The 17448-nt window shown below is 62.1% G+C and carries 15 protein-coding genes and 1 pseudogene; 8 read left to right on the top strand and 8 right to left on the bottom strand.

Going from position 1 to position 17448, the window contains the following annotated elements:
* Positions 1–23: 23 nt before the first annotated feature.
* Entirely contained in the window at positions 24–1025 is a 1002-nt protein-coding gene (locus tag AB4O05_RS15525; protein WP_460136737.1) for a dihydroxyacetone kinase subunit DhaK, read from the top strand.
* 3 nt (positions 1026–1028) lie between these two features.
* Complete coding sequence (gene dhaL / locus AB4O05_RS15520) at positions 1029–1676, top strand: dihydroxyacetone kinase subunit DhaL (protein ID WP_460136738.1); 648 nt, start codon at positions 1029–1031, stop codon at positions 1674–1676.
* Here dhaL and AB4O05_RS15515 read toward each other — a convergent pair.
* Entirely contained in the window at positions 1673–2650 is a 978-nt protein-coding gene (locus AB4O05_RS15515) for a sugar-binding transcriptional regulator (protein ID WP_460136739.1), read from the bottom strand. The two genes, dhaL and AB4O05_RS15515, sit on opposite strands and share 4 nt — an antisense overlap.
* Positions 2651–2686: 36 nt before the next feature.
* Positions 2687–3910, bottom strand: a complete 1224-nt coding sequence (locus AB4O05_RS15510; protein WP_460136740.1) for a XylR family transcriptional regulator — start codon at positions 3908–3910, stop codon at positions 2687–2689.
* A gap of 139 nt (positions 3911–4049) precedes the next feature.
* Here AB4O05_RS15510 and xylA point away from each other — a divergent pair, with 139 nt between their 5' ends.
* The 4 genes from xylA to AB4O05_RS15490 all read left to right on the top strand — a co-directional run bounded on the left by xylA (position 4050) and on the right by AB4O05_RS15490 (position 9471).
* Positions 4050–5366: a xylose isomerase gene (gene xylA, locus AB4O05_RS15505; RefSeq protein WP_460136741.1), complete on the top strand. Its 1317-nt coding sequence runs from the start codon at positions 4050–4052 to the stop codon at positions 5364–5366.
* 275 nt (positions 5367–5641) lie between these two features.
* On the top strand, positions 5642–6640 hold the full coding sequence (gene xylF, locus AB4O05_RS15500) for a D-xylose ABC transporter substrate-binding protein (RefSeq protein WP_460136742.1): 999 nt from the start codon (positions 5642–5644) through the stop codon (positions 6638–6640).
* A gap of 149 nt (positions 6641–6789) precedes the next feature.
* Positions 6790–8334 (top strand): D-xylose ABC transporter ATP-binding protein, encoded by a 1545-nt coding sequence (gene xylG, locus AB4O05_RS15495; protein WP_460136743.1) that lies wholly within the window; start codon positions 6790–6792, stop codon positions 8332–8334.
* Entirely contained in the window at positions 8335–9471 is a 1137-nt protein-coding gene (locus AB4O05_RS15490; protein WP_460136744.1) for a sugar ABC transporter permease, read from the top strand.
* Positions 9472–9566: 95 nt separating this feature from the next.
* On the opposite strand, the gene AB4O05_RS15485 is transcribed toward AB4O05_RS15490, so the two are convergent.
* From AB4O05_RS15485 to AB4O05_RS15465, 5 genes and pseudogenes are all read right to left on the bottom strand, one after another.
* Positions 9567–10487: a substrate-binding domain-containing protein gene (locus AB4O05_RS15485; protein ID WP_460136745.1), complete on the bottom strand. Its 921-nt coding sequence runs from the start codon at positions 10485–10487 to the stop codon at positions 9567–9569.
* Positions 10488–10504: 17 nt separating this feature from the next.
* The gene (locus AB4O05_RS15480) at positions 10505–11260 is read right to left on the bottom strand and encodes a methyl-accepting chemotaxis protein (RefSeq protein ID WP_460164913.1); all 756 of its coding nucleotides are present in this window, start codon (positions 11258–11260) and stop codon (positions 10505–10507) included.
* Between the two features lie 102 nt (positions 11261–11362).
* Positions 11363–11782, bottom strand: a pseudogene (locus tag AB4O05_RS15475) (HAMP domain-containing protein); the annotation flags it as partial.
* Between the two features lie 955 nt (positions 11783–12737).
* Positions 12738–13988, bottom strand: a complete 1251-nt coding sequence (locus AB4O05_RS15470; protein ID WP_460136746.1) for a glycoside hydrolase family 68 protein — start codon at positions 13986–13988, stop codon at positions 12738–12740.
* A 214-nt stretch (positions 13989–14202) separates the two neighbouring features.
* Positions 14203–15702, bottom strand: coding sequence for a CoA-acylating methylmalonate-semialdehyde dehydrogenase (locus AB4O05_RS15465; RefSeq protein WP_460136747.1), 1500 nt, complete (start codon positions 15700–15702; stop codon positions 14203–14205).
* Between the two features lie 108 nt (positions 15703–15810).
* On the opposite strand from AB4O05_RS15465, the gene AB4O05_RS15460 reads away from it, so the two are divergent.
* Positions 15811–16746 (top strand): LysR family transcriptional regulator, encoded by a 936-nt coding sequence (locus AB4O05_RS15460; protein WP_460136748.1) that lies wholly within the window; start codon positions 15811–15813, stop codon positions 16744–16746.
* Positions 16747–16751: 5 nt separating this feature from the next.
* On the opposite strand, the gene AB4O05_RS15455 is transcribed toward AB4O05_RS15460, so the two are convergent.
* Positions 16752–16901 carry a hypothetical protein gene (locus AB4O05_RS15455; RefSeq protein ID WP_460136749.1) on the bottom strand — a complete coding sequence of 50 codons (150 nt, stop codon included), beginning with the start codon at positions 16899–16901 and terminating at the stop codon, positions 16752–16754.
* A 289-nt stretch (positions 16902–17190) separates the two neighbouring features.
* Here AB4O05_RS15455 and AB4O05_RS15450 point away from each other — a divergent pair, with 289 nt between their 5' ends.
* Complete coding sequence (locus AB4O05_RS15450) at positions 17191–17442, top strand: hypothetical protein (protein ID WP_460136750.1); 252 nt, start codon at positions 17191–17193, stop codon at positions 17440–17442.
* Positions 17443–17448: the final 6 nt, after the last annotated feature.

The following is a 17448-nucleotide window of genomic DNA, read 5'->3' as shown; positions in this document are numbered from 1 at the left end:
AATAAGAACAAAAGGAAGACGGCATGAATCGAGTCATTAACGATCCGGACCTGGTAGTCGAGGACATGCTCGCGGGCATCCTCCTGGCGCATCCGGAACTGGTGCAGTACGAGAGCAACCCACGGGTGATTCGCAAGAAAATCCCCTCACCGGCGGGCCAGGTGGGCATCGTCACCGGTGGCGGCTCCGGGCATGAGCCGGCCTTCCTCGGTTACGTCGGCCCGGGCCTGGTGGACGCGGTGGCCGTCGGCGAGATCTTCTCTTCGCCCACCGCCAAGAGCTTCTTCGATGCGTTCCGCGCCGCCGACCAGGGCGCCGGCGTGGCGTGCCTGTATGGCAACTATGCCGGCGACAATATGAATGTGAAGCTGGCGATGAAAATGGCCGCCAGCAAAGACATGACCATCCGCACCGTGGTCGCCAACGACGACGTGGCTTCGGCGCCTGCGGCCGACATCGCCAAGCGCCGTGGCGTGGCCGGTGAAATCTTCATGTGGAAAATCGGTGGCGCCGCCGCCGCCCTGGGCTACGACCTCGACGGCGTGATCCGCGTGGCCCGGAAGGCCGTGGACAACTGCCGCTCCATCGGCGTGGGCCTGACGCCCTGCACCATCCCGGCGGTGGGCAAGCCGAACTTCCAGATCGCCGACGGCCTGATGGAACTGGGCATCGGCCACCATGGCGAACCGGGCATCGAAGTGATAGCGGTGGAGTCCGCCGCCGCCATGGCCGAACGCATGCTCGCGCCGATCCTGGCCGACCGCGACTTCAGCGCCGATCAAAGCGTGGTGGTGCTGGTCTCGGGCCTGGGCGCCACGCCGGTGATGGAGCTGTACATCTTCTACGCCGAGGTCGAGCGCCAACTGCGGGCCAAGGGCCTGGGCATTCACCGTTGCTACGTGGGCAATTACTTCACGTCCCTGGAAATGATGGGCGTGACCCTCACCCTGCTCGGGCTCGATGCCGAGCTGCGCACCTTGATCGACCACCCGTGCCGCGCCATTGGCATGACACAGACGGAGTGAAGCATGAGCGAATATTTCCCCAGCAACACCGGCAGCGCCATCCTCACCCAACTGGTGTCGGTCATCGTCGCCAACCGTGAGTACCTCAGTGAAGTGGATGGCGCCATCGGCGACGGCGACCACGGCATCAACATGGCCAAGGGCTTCTCGCGGTGCGGCAAAGCCCTCGAAGGGCGCGAGTTGTCCTTGGCCGAGGCGCTGGACGAACTGACCCTGGCGCTGATGGAAGGCATCGGCGGTTCCATGGGCCCACTCTACGGCAGCCTGTTCATCGGCATGGCCGATGAAGTACGCGGCTGCGAGCACATCGATGCCGTGCGCTTCGCCCGGCTGCTGCGCGGCGGCCTGACGTCGCTGCAAGACATCACCGAAGCGGGCGTGGGCGACAAGTGCCTGATGGATACGCTGATCCCGGCGGTGGAGGCCTTTGAACAGGCGCAGGCCAGCGGTGCGCCGTTTGCCCAAGCCTTGCGCCGCATGAAAAGCGCGGCGTCCCAGGGCCGCGATTCCACCCGCGACCTGGTGGCGAAGATCGGCCGCGCCAGCCGCTTGGGTGAGCGATCCCTGGGGGCACTGGATGCGGGCGCGGTGTCGTGCTGCCTGATCCTCACCGACCTCGCCGAATCGGTCGAGGCGCGACTGCAGGCTTAACGTCGCGTGGCGTCGTCCAAGGCGAGGATCGTGTAGGCATTCGACACGGTCGTCGCCAGCGTATTGATCACCCCGGAACGCAACGCGCCGAGGGTGGCCGCCGCCTTGGTGTTCTCGCTGGCGATCGCCACCACGTCGGGGATGCGCACCAGCTCCTGCACCGTCAGGCCGATCACCCGGCCCTGCATGGCATTGACCGCCGGCTGGCCGTGGATGTCGATAAAGTCGTAGCCCATCATGTCGCCTACCGTGCCGGACAACCGCGCCTGGGCGATTTCCTGGGGCGAGAACCAGCCCATGCGCACCATGTTGCTGTTCTCGCTCATGTCACCGATGCCGATCAAGGCGATGTCGGCGCGGCGCGCGCGGTCCAGGGTGGAGCGCACGGTATCGTTGTTGATCAGCACACTGCGCAGCTCGGGGTTGGCCACCAGGGCCGGGGCGTACAGGGTTTCGCTCTCGGCGCCGAAACGCAGGGCCAGGCGCCGGCAGATATGGTCGGGGTTCATGTATTCGCCAGCCTTGAGCGAGCCGCCGATCGCGCACACAAAGGTGCAACTGCGCGTCACCGGCAGGAACACGTTCTCGGCTACCGCGCCCACGTTGCGGCCCATGCCCACGGCGACGATCATGCCGTCGCTGAGGGTCTTGTTCAGGTAGTTGGCGACCAGGCTGGCCACCGCCGAGCGCTGGGTGTCGGGGTCGCCATGGTCCACCGCGATCAACGCCCGATCCAGCTGGAAACGCTCGACCAACGCCTGCTCCAACTCGGTGTTCAAGGCTGGATGCTGCAACACCCGCACCTCCACTACCCCTTCATCACGGGCGCGCTTGAGCAGCCGGCTGACCTTGACCCGGGACAGGTCGAAGCGCTTGGCGATGGCTTCCTGGGTGATGTTGTCGAGGTAATAAAGCATGGCCACTTCAGTCATCAGGTCGATGTCGCTGGCGGCACGCTGGGCACTGTCGGTCATGTGAGCTTCCATTTTCGCCACAAAAAACCATTCTCCCTAGTCTGTACGGTGCAAGTCCAGCGGCGAATGGCCGGAGCCGACAAAGTTTGCCGGCACTTGCCGGTACTCGCGCGGCGTACAGCCGAACTCGCGCCGGAACACGGTATGCAGGTACTGCGCCGAGGTGAAGCCACACTTCTGTGCGATGGCGGCAATCGCCGAGTCGCCCTGCTCCAGCCGTGTGGCCGCCGCCGCCAATTTGAAGCGCAGGATCTCGTCGTGCACGCTGCGGCCACGCACCTTGCGAAAGTGCGCCTCCAACGATGAGCGCGACACGCCGACATAGGCCGCCACCTGCGCGGTCTTGATGCCCTGGCAAGCGTATTGGCGGATAAACAGCAGCGCCTGCATCACGTAGGGGTTGCCCAAGGGTTGATGCAAGCTCGACGCCTGCACATTGATCGCCTCCGGCGGCACCAGAACCTGCGTGCCCTGGCAGGGCTTGCCGTGCAGCATCTGGTGCAACAGCGCGGCGGCGGTGCGGCCCATGGTTTCGGTGCCCTGGATCACTGAACTCAGGGGCACCCGCGTGAGCGTGCGGGTCAGCGGGTCGTTGTCGATGCCGATCAGCGCGACCTGCTCCGGCACGGCGATGCCGGCGGTGAGGCAGGCTTGCAGCAACTGCCGGGCGCGGGCGTCGGTGACGGCAATGATGCCGATGGGCTTGGGCAGGCTGTGCAGCCAGGCGATCTGCTGCTCCACGGCGCTGTCCCACAGCGGCGCGCTGGTGCCCAGGCCGCGATAAATCTCAACGTGCAAGCCATCGCGTTGCAGCAGGCGGCGGAAGGCTTTTTCACGCTCCTGAGCCCAGCGGTTGGCCTGGGCCTCGGGCAGGCTGAAACAGGCAAACTGCGTCAGGCCCGCTTCGATCAGGTGCTCGTAGGCCAGCTTCATCAGCCCATGATTGTCGGTGGCCACATAAGGAATGTCCTTGGGATAGGCGCCTGCGTCCTCATACGAGCCCCCCACCGCCACCACCGGCACCCGGCTGTCGGCCAGCGCTTCGCCGATCAACGGGTCGTCGAAGTCGGCGATGATGCCGTCGCCATGCCAACGTTCGATGCCCCGCAGACGACAAAGGAAATCCTCTTCCAGGAACAGGTCCCACGACGCGCGGGTGCTGCTCAGGTAATTGCCGATGCCGGCGATGATGCCGCGGTCGTAGATTTTGCTGCCATTGAATAGCAAGGCGATGCGGTGCACGGGCGGTAGGGTTTGCATTGTTTTTATCCTGAGGCCGGTCGCTACAGACTAGACCCAGCCACTCAAAATCGCACTACACCTTGGTGATTTTCATAATCAGCGGCCAGGGTGCCGTTGCTAGTATCGAGATACCGCCAAGAACAATAAGGAAAACGCCATGCCGTACTTCCCCGGTGTCGAGAAGGTCCGCTTCGAAGGCCCCAGCAGCGACGCTCCCCTCGCCTTTCGCCACTACGATGCCAACAAGTTGATCCTCGGCAAACCCATGCGCGAACACCTGCGCATGGCCGCCTGTTATTGGCACACCTTCGTGTGGCCAGGGGCGGACATGTTCGGCATGGGCACCTTCAAGCGCCCGTGGCAGCGCAGCGGCGAGCCGATGGAAGTGGCCATCGGCAAGGCCGATGCGGCGTTCGAGTTTTTCTCCAAGCTGGGCATCGACTACTACAGCTTCCACGACACCGACGTGGCGCCGGAAGGCAGCTCGCTCAAGGAGTATCGCAACCACTTTGCGCAGATGGTCGACCATCTGGAGCGCCACCAGGAACAGACCGGGATCAAGTTGCTGTGGGGCACCGCCAACTGCTTCAGCAACCCGCGTTTCGCCGCCGGCGCTGCCAGCAACCCTGACCCTGAGGTGTTCGCCTACGCCGCCGCCCAGGTGTTCAGTGCAATGAACGCCACGCTGCGCCTCAAAGGCGCCAACTATGTGCTGTGGGGCGGCCGTGAAGGCTATGAAACCCTGCTCAACACCGACCTCAAGCGCGAGCGCGAGCAACTCGGGCGCTTCATGCGCATGGTGGTGGAGCACAAGCACAAGATCGGCTTTACGGGCGATCTGCTGATCGAGCCCAAGCCTCAGGAACCCACCAAGCATCAGTACGATTACGACAGTGCCACGGTGTTCGGCTTCCTGCATGAGTACGGCCTGGAACACGAGATCAAGGTGAATATCGAGGCCAACCACGCCACCCTGGCCGGGCACAGTTTTCATCACGAGATCGCCACCGCCGTGTCCCTGGGCATCTTCGGCAGCATCGACGCCAACCGTGGCGACCCGCAGAACGGCTGGGACACCGACCAGTTCCCCAACAGCGTCGAGGAAACGACCCTGGCCACCTATGAGATCCTCAAGGCTGGCGGGTTCAAGAATGGCGGCTATAACTTTGATTCGAAGGTGCGGCGCCAGAGCCTGGACGAGGTCGACCTGTTCCACGGGCATGTCGCCGCCATGGATGTACTCGCCCTGTCGCTGGAACGTGCAGCGGCCATGGTGCAGAACGACCGGTTGCAGCAGTTCAAGGACCAGCGTTATGCCGGCTGGCAGCAACCACTGGGCAAGGCGGTACTGGCGGGAGAATTCAGCCTGGAGTCGCTGGCCGAGCATGCATTTGCCCATGAGCTGAACCCACAGGCCGTGAGTGGTCGGCAAGAAATGCTGGAGGCGGTGGTCAACCGGTTTATTTATCGGTGACATTGTGGCGAGCGGGCTTGTTGTGGCGAGCGGGCTTGCCCCGCGTTGGGGCGCGAAGCGGCCCCATTACAGGCGATGTGTTTTTAACTGACACACCGAGGTGCCTGGTTTTAGGGCCGCTTCGCAGCCCAACGCGGGGCAAGCCCGCTCGCCACAACAAGCTCGCTGGCCACAGGTACAGCACTTGCTACCACTAATCAGTTAGCCACAATTACAGTCTTCGCCTAGAGTCTTGCCCCAGTGTCTTTCCAACAACAATAAAAGGACGCACCACCATGAAGTCATTCAAACGTACCCTGCTCGCCAGCGCCCTGGCGCTGCTCGCCCTGCCGGTGATGGCCGATTCCGCGCACCCGAAGATCGGCTTTTCCATCGACGACCTGCGCCTGGAACGCTGGTCCCGCGACCGTGACTACTTCGTCGCAGCGGCGGAGAAACTCGATGCCAAGGTCTTCGTGCAGTCTGCCGATGCCAACGAGCAAAAGCAGATCTCGCAGATCGAAAACCTGATCTCCCGTGGCGTCGATGTGATCGTGATCGTGCCGTTCAACGCCACGGTACTGACCAACGCAGTGGCCGAAGCCAAGAAGGCCGGGATCAAGGTGGTGTCCTATGACCGCCTGATCCTCAATGCGGACATCGACGCCTATATCTCCTTCGATAACGAAAAGGTCGGCGAAATGCAGGCCAGCGGCGTGCTGCAAGCCGCGCCCAAGGGCAACTACTTCCTGCTCGGCGGCGCGCCCACCGACAACAACGCCAAGGTGCTGCGCGAAGGCCAGATGAAAGTGCTGCAACCGGCCATCGACAAGGGCGACATCAAGATCGTCGGCCAGCAATGGGTCAAGGAATGGAACCCCACCGAGGCCCTGAGCATCGTCGAAAACGCCCTGACCCGGAACAACAACAAGATCGACGCCATCGTCGCCTCCAACGACGCCACCGCCGGCGGCGCGATCCAGGCCCTGGCCGCGCAGAAACTGGCAGGCAAGGTGCCGATCTCCGGCCAGGATGCCGACCTCGCCGCCGTCAAGCGCGTGATCGACGGCACCCAGACCATGACCGTATACAAACCGCTCAAGCTGATCGCCAGCGAAGCCGCCAAGCTCTCGGTGCAACTGGCGCGCAACGAAAAACCCACCTACAGCTCGCAATACGACAACGGCAGCAAAAAGGTCGACACCATCCTGCTCACCCCGACCCCGCTGACCAAGGCCAATATCGACCTGTTGGAGAAGGACGGCTTCTACACCAAAGAGCAGATCGGCCTGTAGGAGCGAGGGGGACGCCTAGTTCTTGCTCGCGAAGATCTCACAGACAACGCGTACGTCCAGGATGCACGCGTCATCGTTGATGTTTTTCGCGAGCAAGCTCGCTCCTACAGGAACACGCGTTTCTTCGGCCTTTTGTGTGAGCCATTGCCATGTCGCACTACCTGCTGCAAATGAACGGCATCGTCAAACGTTTTGGCGGTGTCAACGCGCTGAACGGCATAGACATCAAGGTACGGCCGGGGGAATGTGTCGGCCTGTGCGGTGAGAACGGTGCCGGTAAATCCACCCTGATGAAGGTGCTGTCGGCGGTCTACCCGCACGGCACCTGGGAGGGCGAAATCCTCTGGGATGGACAGCCGCTCAAGGCCCAGTCCATCAGCGAAACCGAGGCCGCCGGCATCGTCATCATTCACCAGGAACTGACCCTCGTGCCCGACCTGTCGGTGGCCGAGAACATCTTCATGGGCCACGAACTGACATTGCCCGGCGGGCGCATGAACTACCCGGCGATGATCCACCGCGCCGAAGCGCTGATGCGCGAACTCAAGGTGCCGGACATGAACGTCGCGCTGCCGGTGTCGCAGTACGGCGGCGGCTACCAGCAACTGGTGGAAATCGCCAAGGCGCTGAACAAAAAGGCGCGCCTGTTGATCCTCGATGAGCCCTCCTCGGCCCTGACCCGCTCGGAAATCGAGGTGCTGCTCGACATCATCCGCGGCCTCAAGGCCAAGGGCGTGGCCTGCGTGTACATCTCGCACAAGCTCGATGAGGTGGCAGCGGTGTGCGACACCATTACGGTGATCCGCGACGGCAAGCACATCGCGACCACGGCCATGGCCGACATGGATATCGCGCAGATCATCACGCAGATGGTCGGCCGTGAGATGAGCAACCTCTACCCCACCGAGCCCCATGAAGTGGGCGAGGTGATCTTTGAAGCGCGCAACGTCATCTGCTATGACGTCGACAACCCCAAGCGCAAGCGCGTCGACGATATTTCCTTCGTGCTCAAGCGCGGCGAAATCCTCGGCATCGCAGGTCTTGTGGGCGCCGGGCGCACCGAGTTGGTGTCGGCGCTGTTCGGCGCCTACCCCGGCCGCTACAGCGCCGAGGTGTGGCTGGACGGCCAGGTGATCGACACACGCACGCCGCTCAAATCGATCCGCGCCGGGCTGTGCATGGTGCCCGAGGACCGCAAGCGCCAAGGCATCATTCCCGACCTGGGCGTGGGCCAGAACATCACCCTAGCGGTGCTCGACACCTACGCGCATCTGACCCGCATCGACGCCGAGGCCGAACTGGGCAGCATCGACCAGCAGATCGCGCGCATGCACCTCAAGACCTCCAGCCCGTTTTTGCCGATCACCAGCCTGTCCGGCGGCAATCAGCAAAAGGCTGTGCTGGCGAAAATGCTGATGGCCAAGCCCAAGGTGCTGATTCTCGACGAGCCCACGCGCGGGGTGGACGTGGGCGCCAAATATGAGATCTACAAGCTGATGGGCGCGCTGGCGGCCCAAGGGGTGTCGATCATCATGGTCTCCTCGGAGCTGGCCGAAGTGCTGGGGGTGTCCAACCGCGTGCTGGTGATCGGCGATGGCCAGCTGCGCGGCGACTTCGTCAACAACGGGCTCACCCAGGAACAGGTACTCGCCGCGGCGCTCAGCCCACACAATAACAATCGGAAAACCGCGTAGATGAATCAGGTAAAACAGCTGTTTACCCGCTATAAAATGCTCGCCCTGGTGATCGCCGTGGCCGTGATCTGGCTGTTTTTCAGCTGGCAGACCGAGGGCGGCTTCCTCACGCCGCGCAACCTGTCGAACCTGCTGCGGCAGATGTCGATCACCGGGATATTGGCGTGCGGCATGGTGCTGGTGATCATCAGCGGCGAGATCGACCTGTCGGTGGGATCGTTGCTGGGGTTACTGGGCGGCCTGGCGGCGATCCTGGATGTGGTCTATCACATCCCGCTGCTGGCCAACCTCAGCCTGGTGGCGCTGTGCGGGCTGATGATCGGCCTGGCCAACGGCTACATGACCGCCTACCTGCGCATCCCCTCGTTCATTGTCGGCCTGGGTGGCATGCTGGCGTTTCGCGGGATTCTGCTGGGGATCACCGGCGGCACCACCATTGCGCCGGTGTCGCCATCGCTGGTGTATGTGGGCCAGGGGTATTTGCCGCATTCGGTGGGGATTGGCCTTGGGGTTCTGCTGTTTGCCCTGACCCTGTTCCTGACCTGGAAACAACGGCGCAACCGCGCGCTGCATGGCCTGACGGCACACTCGCTGGTGCGTGACGTATTGCGCGTGGTGGTGATCGGCGCGGTGCTGGCCGGGTTCGTCACCACCCTCAACAGCTACGATGGCATCCCCGTGCCCGTACTGCTGTTGCTGGTGCTGCTCGGTGTGTTCAGCTACGTCACCAGCCAGACCGTGTTCGGCCGCCGCGTGTACGCGGTAGGCAGCAACATGGAAGCCACGCGCCTGTCGGGTATCAACGTGCAGGCGGTGAAACTGTGGATCTTCGGCATCATGGGCGTGATGTGCGCCCTCGCCGGCCTGGTCAACACCGCGCGCCTCGCGGCAGGCTCACCGTCGGCCGGCAACATGGGCGAACTGGATGCCATCGCCGCGTGCTTTATCGGTGGTACGTCGATGCGCGGTGGTTCGGGCACGGTGTATGGCGCGTTGCTCGGGGCATTGGTGATTACCAGCCTGGACAATGGCATGTCGATGCTGGATGTGGACAGTTACTGGCAGATGATTGTGAAGGGCAGCATCCTGGTGCTGGCGGTGTGGGTGGACGTGAGTACGCGGGCGGGCCGGCGCTGAAGCCCGTTCTCACTAACACCCCATAACCCTGTGGGAGGGGGCTTGCCCCCTCCCACATTTGACTGCATTCCAAGGTCGGAGCGAGGGGGTCAGTCCTATTCGAAGTCCTGGCGATTCTCGGGCGTGATCAACTTGAACGGTACCCAGACCACCGTCGATTCCAGCACCTCGCCGAGTACCAGGCGTAGTGCGGTGTCCACGGCGCCACTGGCCTGGCCGGCGGCATCCTGGAATACGCTGACCGCCATCTTGCCCTCGGCCATCAATTTCAAACCGTCCGGTGTGCCGTCGATGCCGCCGACCCAATAGTCCTTGGCCTGTTTACCGGCCTTTTCCAGCCCCATGATCGCGCCGATTGCCATTTCGTCGTTGTTGGCGGCGATGATCGAAAAATCGACGCCCTGCTTGACCCAGTCAATGACAATCGTGGCGGCCTGGCTACGCTGCCAGTTACCGATTTTTTTCTGTACGACTTTCATGTCCGGGTATTTGGCGACGACTTTTTCCACGTCCTCGGTGCGCATCGAGGAGGAAGCGTTAGCCGGGTCGCCCACCAGAATCACCACGTTGCCTTTGTAACCGGCACGGCGCGCCAGCTCTTCCATCTGCAAAGTCCCCGATTCCAGCTCGTTGGAGCCGACAAACGCGGTCTGCGCGGGCCATTTTTCCGGGTTCGGATTACGGTTGACGAAGACCAGTGGGATCTTTGCGTCCGTGGCCAGCTGCATCATCTGCGCTGCAATTTTGCCGTTAACCATCGCGACGATGATCGCGTCCACCTTGGAATTGACCAGGTTGCGGAATTGGCGCATCTGCAAATCGACGCTGTCCTGCCCATTCTCCATAAAGATGTCGACGTTCATGACGTCGGCCTGTCGCTGCACGCCATTGCGCAGCAGGGTCTGGAAGTTATCGTCGTATTTTGCCATGCCCACACCGATCAAGGGCGTGGCGGCCTGGGCGGGGCCTGGAATGAGCAGCGTCACCCCCAGGGCGAGCATTAACCATGCTTTCATGTTCTGACTCCTGCGGCTCAAACGCTGAAATGATGGAGCAGCTCGCGCTGCACTTTGGCCATGTCCGACAGCGCTTGGCTGCTGATGGCGGACTGCTCGGCACCGTTTGCCGTGAGCTGGGCCGAATCGTTGATCTGGATGACCATCCGACTGGTTTCCTGCACCGTCGCGCTCTGTTGCTCGGTGGCGGCGGCGATCTGAATGTTCATGTCGCGGATACTGTCGACCGCGCCGCTCATCGACAGCAACAAGTCACCGGCGCCCGAGGCCAGGGACACGCACTGGGTGGACTGTGCCTGGCTTTCATTCATCACGTGCACCACCGAGTGAATTTTTTCCTGCATGAGCCCGATCATGTCCTGGATTTCGCTGGTCGAGGTCTGGGTACGGCTGGCCAGGGAGCGCACTTCATCGGCCACCACCGCAAAACCGCGCCCTTGCTCGCCGGCACGCGCCGCTTCGATCGCCGCATTCAGGGCAAGCAGGTTGGTCTGTTCGGCAATGGTACGAATGGCGACCACAATGCCCTCGATGTTCTGCCCGTACTTCTGCAACTCATCGGTCACCTGCGTGGCCTTGTTCACCTGGTCGGCCTGCTGGCGAATATTGACGATGGTCTCGGCCACGCGCTCCTGCACCTTGTGGGTGAGATCACTGGTGTCGTCCACGGCCTGGCGGGTGTCCTGCGCACGCCGAGCCACCTCTTCGACCGTGCTTTCCATCTGCGTCATGGCCGAGGCGGCCGATTGCAAACGGTCCTTCTGTTCATCCACCACACGGGTAGTCTGCTCGCTGTTCAGGGCGTTGCTCCCGGCGGTTACGGCCAGCGCATCGGCAGAGCTGATCAATTCACGAAAGGTTTTCTGCAGGGCCGTGGTCAGCTCGTTCAGGTAGCCGCCCAGCTCACCGAACTCGTCTTTACGACTGACATCGAAACTGACCCGCATATCCCCCGCAGTGAGCGTCTTGAGCACTTCGCGAAACGCCGCCAGCGGACGCCGCAGGCTGAAGGCGACCCACGTGCCAATCGCCACCGCCGCCAGCACCGCCAGCACACACGCGATCAACAGCAAGCTGCGGCTGGTGCCGATGGTGGCATTGGCCGAGTGACTGGCCTGGTTGGCGACCTCCAGGGATTGGCTGCCGAACTCGCCAATTTTGTCCAGGGTGGTTTTTAGCGCTGCGTCAACCGCATTGCGTTGCTGCTGCACCTGCGCGGCCAGTTTCGCCTCCACCTGATAGGCCTGGAACAGGCCGTCGGGGGCAGTCAGGTCAGTCAGCAGGCGATTGACCATGACGCCGGCAATCCGCCCGACCCTCGGGTCAACTTCCGTCAGGGCCTGGGCCCGGGTGCTGATCACTTCGTCCTGCAGATTGAGCACACGCTGTAATGTATCAATGGCGGGCGTGACGGTATGAGCCGCGAAGCCATCGTAGGATTTGTTGACTTCCAATAGCAGCTTTTCCGCTGCGGCAACCTGTTGCGGTTCGCTGACGCTGCGTGCATGCGCGATGTAATCACGCAAATAGCTGGTCAACTGCATCGCCTGCGCACTGCTGTAGCCTTGCAGTTGCCGCGTCAGCACCACCTGCTGCACATGCTGCAAGTGAGACGTCATCAACGCCTGCGCCTGTTCCACATAGGCCAGTACCTGTTGACGCTGCTGCGTCAGGTTCGCCCGCAACGCCTCGTGCTCGCCGGTATAGGCCGCGGTGCCGTCGAGCAACTGATTGAACTGGGCGATGCTTTCGGTAAACGGACGCTTGCCGTCCTCGATCTGCTTGGGGTCGGTGCTGATCTGAATGGCCAGCAATGCCTGGTTGGCGCGCAGGATGTGCACGTATAGCTCACTGGCGGCCCGGCTCAAGGGGGCCGACTGGCCGGTGATAATGCTCAAGCGGCTGCTGATGGACTGCGTGTTCTGATAGCTGATCCCCGCCATGATCAACAGTAACAGCACCAACACCGCAAATCCGCCGATCACACGTTGCAATATGGTCATGGCCACCCCTTCTGATTTTTATTCGTTGACCTGGGCGACGACCAGGCGTGCACCTGCCAGCTCAGGATCGCTCATGGCGCTAGTGCCTGTATCGGCCTGGTGGGCGGGGACTTGAGGGCGTGCGTGGCACTTCGTCAACGAAGACCGACCGCCTGAAACGCGGTCAAAAAATGTGGGAGGGGTTTGTCCCCTCCCACATTTGGATCGGTTTACACCTGATGAAATCAGGCTGGCTTTTGCATTGCGGTCACTGGCTCAACACCACATCGCGCATCGCCGGGATGTAACCGTAGTCGTAAGCCTCCTGCACAAACGAGCGGTCCCCCTTCAATACAATCCTGACCGTAGGCGCTTCGGTGCCGCCGATGCGGTAGTCATCACCGGTGGTAGGCACGCTGTCGATGAACGACGTGACCAGGCCGTTGGGCATCACGCAATGAGAATAGGTCTGGAACGGCTGCGAAGGCGGGTTGCCGAGTACCAGCCCGGAGGCGTTCATTGGTGTGTAGGGGCCGAACAGGTGATCACCGACGAATCCATAGACACCATCCGGGCCGGTCACGCCGTCTGCATACGTGAACTTGTGGCTGATGGTGAACAGGTAGTACTTGTTGTCCTGGAACACATAGTGCGGCCGCTCGGTCTGGTCGTTCACGCCGACGGCCGTGACCAATGGCGGCAGGATTTCCCATTCGTCACCGTTGAGGTCCTTGGCCACAGCGATGCCGATGCAACCCACCTGGTAGCGGGCCCCGCCCACTTCCTCGTGCCCCGGTGGCACCAGGCCCAGTTCATTCGGGCCCACCTCGTGCGTGCCGCGCTCACCGGCGACATTGCCTTCGAACACCATGTACAACTTGCCATCCACCGGGTCGATAAACGGGCTGGGATCGCGAAAGTTCCAGGTCGCGTTCTGCGCTTCGGTCTGGTAATAGGTGCCGTCGGCTTCGAAGAGCGCCTTGACCTGGGTAAAACCGCGTAGCTCGACACCACTATCGGACGTGACCACTTGGCCTCTGACCTTGGCAATCGTCGCACCCGGCGTTACGCAGGTGTAATACAGGTCGATATCACCGTTGTTATTCAACAGGATCGGCGTACCCGCCCACTCACGCGTGGTCGGCGAAACCCCTTCGGCCATGACCCGGCCGCCGAAGATCCAGTCCTTGCCGGTGCGCGAGTACCAGTAGCAGATGCGCGCATGGCCATGGCGATCTTCCCAATCGCGCTTGATGTCGTAACGGCCATCGGCATTGATGAACTGTGGATCGTGGGGGCGACGGTCAGCCGTCAGGGTGAAGATAACGGACCAGCCGTTGACCGAAACCACCGTGCCCTCCAGCGTACGCAACGGCATGGTGTCCCAGATAAATACCGTGTCGCTCATCACTGGAAAGTCGGCAGGCACCAACGGCTGGGTAGTGGTCGGGTCGTTTTCATTTACTTTGAGCGCATCGGCGCGCGTCCAGCGAGTGGGGATGATCGTGGTGTGTTTCATGATTAAGTCCTTTTAATAATACCGGTGAGTCAATCCATAACCTGTACACAGTGTCTGGCGTGGCTGATGTGACCGATCCTGGGTGATCAGCGCTTAGACACTGTGTTTATATACAGTATTAGGCATGCACTTGGCCGTCAACCCTCAAGTGAAAAACAAGCCGATGTGGGAGGGGCTTGCCTCCCTCCCACATTGGACCTTCTACAGTCTTGAGTTATTTGGAGACGGGCATCGCAAACTCCGCACCCTGCTCGATGCTCTCCGACCAGCGCTGCATGATCGACTTCTGCTTGGTATAGAAACGCACACCCTCAGTGCCATAGGCATGCATGTCGCCGAACAGGCTCTTCTTCCAGCCGCCGAACCCGTGCCACGCCATTGGCACCGGGATCGGCACGTTGATGCCGACCATGCCCACCTGGATGCGCCGTGCAAACTCGCGGGCGATGTTGCCGTCGCGGGTAAAGCAACTGACACCGTTGCCGAACTCGTGGTCATTGACCAGTTGCACCGCTTCAGCGAAGTCGTTCACACGCACGCAGGCGAGCACCGGGCCGAAGATTTCTTCGCGATAGATACTCATCTCTTCGGTCACGTGGTCGAACAGCGTCGCACCGAGCCAGAAGCCGTTTTCCAGGCCCGGTTCGGTGGGCACATAGTCACGGCCGTCGAGCAGCAGTTGTGCTCCGGCTTGTACGCCTTGTTCGATGTAGCCGCTGATGCGGTCCAAGGCGGCACGGGACACAATCGGCCCCATTTCGGCCTTGAGGTCGCGGCCGTCGGTGACGCGCAGTTGCCTGGCGCGTTCGGTCAGGGCGGCGACGACTTTGTCGCCCACATCGCCGACCAGCACGGCGACGGAGATGGCCATGCAGCGCTCGCCGGCACTGCCATATGCCGCGCCCATCAGTGCGTCTACGGTTTTTTCGATATCAGCGTCAGGCATCACCACCATATGGTTTTTCGCGCCGCCCAGGCCTTGCACGCGTTTGCCGTTACGCGCACCGGTTTCGTAGAGGTACTGCGCAATCGGGGTAGAGCCGACGAAGCTCACGGCCTTGACGTCCGGGTGCTCGATCAGCGCATCCACCGCTTCCTTGTCGCCCTGCACCACGTTGAACACACCTTTTGGCAGGCCCGCTTCACGCAGCAGCTCGGCCATGAACAGCGAGGCGCTCGGGTCGGTCGGGCTTGGCTTGAGGATAAAGGTGTTACCCGCCGCAATGGCGATCGGGTACATCCACATGGGCACCATCACCGGGAAGTTGAACGGCGTTACCCCGGCGACAACGCCCAGGGGCTGGCGCATCGTCCAGTTGTCCATGCCACGGGACACCTGGTCGGAGTGTTCACCCTTGAGCAGATTGGGAATGCCACAGGCGAATTCGAGGATATCGATACCCCGGTCGACTTCGCCCTGGGCGTCGGTGAAGACCTTGCCGTGTTCGGCGACGATGATGCGCGCCAGGTCGTCCTTGCGCTCACGCAGCAGGTGCAGGTATTCGAACAGCACGCGGGCGCGGCGGATCGGCGGGGTGTCGGCCCACTCGGCGAAGGCGGCCTGGGCGGCGGCGACGGCTTCGGCCACGGTCTGGCGGCTGGCCAGCGCGACGCGCCCGGTGACTTCGCCGGTGGCCGGGTTGTAGACGTCCTGGTAGCGATCATCGCGGGAAACGCGCTGATCGTTGATGTAGTGCTCGATTGTTGTCGTCATGGCAGTCGATCCGGGTGGGTAGCGTTGGGACACACGATAGGCTTTCGCTTTGTTCAAAACCAGAGCAGAATCCTGAACTTATTGTCCATATATGCGAACAATCCAAGCATGGAAAAGGCTGAAATCGAGGGGCTGTGGACCCATATCCATTGGCTGTCGGTACTGGAGGAACAAGGCACCTACACCGCAGCCGCCGTGCGGCTGGGAGTGAGCAAATCGGCGGTGAGCCAGCGGATCTCCGACCTGGAGAAAGCCACCGGAACGCAATTGGTCACCCGCACCACGCGCAGTGTGCGACTGACGGAGGCCGGGCTGTCGTTGACCCGTGAAGTGCGTAGCGCCTACGCGCAGATCGCCCGCAGCTTTTCGTCGGTGCGCGACGCTGTCGGCGAGATTCGCGGGCTGGTGCGCCTGACCGCGCCGGTGGCCTTCGCCAGGCAGCAACTGGTGCCGCATCTGTCGGAGTTTTTGCAGCAGTACCCGCAGGTACGTATCCAGTTGGACGTATCGGATGCCTTGAGCTCACTGGCCGCCGAAGGCTACGACCTGGCGGTGCGCCACGGCTTCCAGGTGCCGGAAACCCACGTCGCCTGGAAACTGTGCGACACCGTCTCGGTGCTGGTCGCCACCCGGGACTACCTGCAACGCCACGGCGAACCCCGCGAACCCGGCGACCTGTCCGCGCACAACTGCCTGTTTTACCCACGGGGCACCGACCAACCGGCCTGGACCTTCGAACGCGGCAGCAAAAACTTCGAGCGCCTGACCGTGCCCATCGCCGGCAGCTTTGCCACCAACAACAGCGAAGCCTTGCGCGACGCGGCCCTCAACCACCTGGGCATCGCCCTGCTGCCGGACTTCAGCGCCCATGCCGCGCTGGCCAGCGGCACGCTGGTACCGGTGCTCAAGGGCTGGACGCTCAAAGGCGCGTTTGCCGACGAGATCTACCTGATCCGCCCCTACTCGCCCCATGTGCCGAAGGCGGTGAGCGCCCTGGTCGGTTATCTGAAGGGCAAGCTGTCGGGCGGGTTCAGCGTACGTTAAGGCGCTTATTTGCTTTCATCAGCCTTGCCTTCCTGCATCTGCACCGACGACTGGGTGCCACTGGTGTTGCCCTTGGTGTCGTTGTCTTCGCGGTCGAAACACCCCTGCAGCATGAACACGCCGCAAAGGCTCAGGCACATCGTGAGTTTTTTCATGATCGTTCTTCCGTGTATGGGCATGGGCAGCAGCCTGCCCCTTATGCGTTGGGGTGAAACCAGCGCAGTCTCGTTCCGCCCATTATCCCGTGGCCTGACGAATGGTCAGGGCACTCCACGCGGCCCACAGTCAGAACTAATTTGAACAAACCGCCCCCCTCATCCCTCAACACACAAGGACAACAGGCACGAGAATGGCTCGTGCCGCGCCTATGCGAGCTTTGGACCCGGCAGCCTCGATCAGGCCCCTGCGCTCTTCGCTCGCACATGACGACCTTAAGGTGAGGCCATGGCAGCAAACATCCGCGAATCATCGCAACAAACCGACTGGGATGCCGCGTTGGCGCACAACACCCAATTGTTCTACGAAGCCGACCGGCTGGAACAGGCCGCCTATGACATCATCGGCTCCAGCCTCGCCGACGCGGCCGCGTGGTTGCGCTTCAGCGAGGCGAAACAGCTGGCCGATGACAAGCGCACCGAGGCGTATCAGGACCTGATGCGTATTCGGCGGGAGATGGAGGGCGCGCGATCCCGTTAACCGCTG

This window comes from Pseudomonas sp. S1_G07 (genome assembly GCF_054668565.1).
Note: the sequence above shows the minus strand (reverse complement) of the source record. Positions and strands in the feature narration are given on the sequence as shown.

Coding starts and splice junctions, on each gene's coding strand:
- AB4O05_RS15450 (WP_460136750.1), top strand. CDS start 17,191: ATGGCAGCAAACATCCGCGAATCATCGCAACAAACCGACTGGGATGCC.
- dhaL (WP_460136738.1), top strand. CDS start 1,029: ATGAGCGAATATTTCCCCAGCAACACCGGCAGCGCCATCCTCACCCAA.
- AB4O05_RS15455 (WP_460136749.1), bottom strand. CDS start 16,901: ATGAAAAAACTCACGATGTGCCTGAGCCTTTGCGGCGTGTTCATGCTG.
- AB4O05_RS15465 (WP_460136747.1), bottom strand. CDS start 15,702: ATGACGACAACAATCGAGCACTACATCAACGATCAGCGCGTTTCCCGC.
- xylA (WP_460136741.1), top strand. CDS start 4,050: ATGCCGTACTTCCCCGGTGTCGAGAAGGTCCGCTTCGAAGGCCCCAGC.
- AB4O05_RS15485 (WP_460136745.1), bottom strand. CDS start 10,487: ATGAAAGCATGGTTAATGCTCGCCCTGGGGGTGACGCTGCTCATTCCA.
- xylF (WP_460136742.1), top strand. CDS start 5,642: ATGAAGTCATTCAAACGTACCCTGCTCGCCAGCGCCCTGGCGCTGCTC.
- AB4O05_RS15460 (WP_460136748.1), top strand. CDS start 15,811: ATGGAAAAGGCTGAAATCGAGGGGCTGTGGACCCATATCCATTGGCTG.
- xylG (WP_460136743.1), top strand. CDS start 6,790: ATGTCGCACTACCTGCTGCAAATGAACGGCATCGTCAAACGTTTTGGC.
- AB4O05_RS15510 (WP_460136740.1), bottom strand. CDS start 3,910: ATGCAAACCCTACCGCCCGTGCACCGCATCGCCTTGCTATTCAATGGC.
- AB4O05_RS15490 (WP_460136744.1), top strand. CDS start 8,335: ATGAATCAGGTAAAACAGCTGTTTACCCGCTATAAAATGCTCGCCCTG.
- AB4O05_RS15515 (WP_460136739.1), bottom strand. CDS start 2,650: ATGACCGACAGTGCCCAGCGTGCCGCCAGCGACATCGACCTGATGACT.
- AB4O05_RS15470 (WP_460136746.1), bottom strand. CDS start 13,988: ATGAAACACACCACGATCATCCCCACTCGCTGGACGCGCGCCGATGCG.
- AB4O05_RS15525 (WP_460136737.1), top strand. CDS start 24: ATGAATCGAGTCATTAACGATCCGGACCTGGTAGTCGAGGACATGCTC.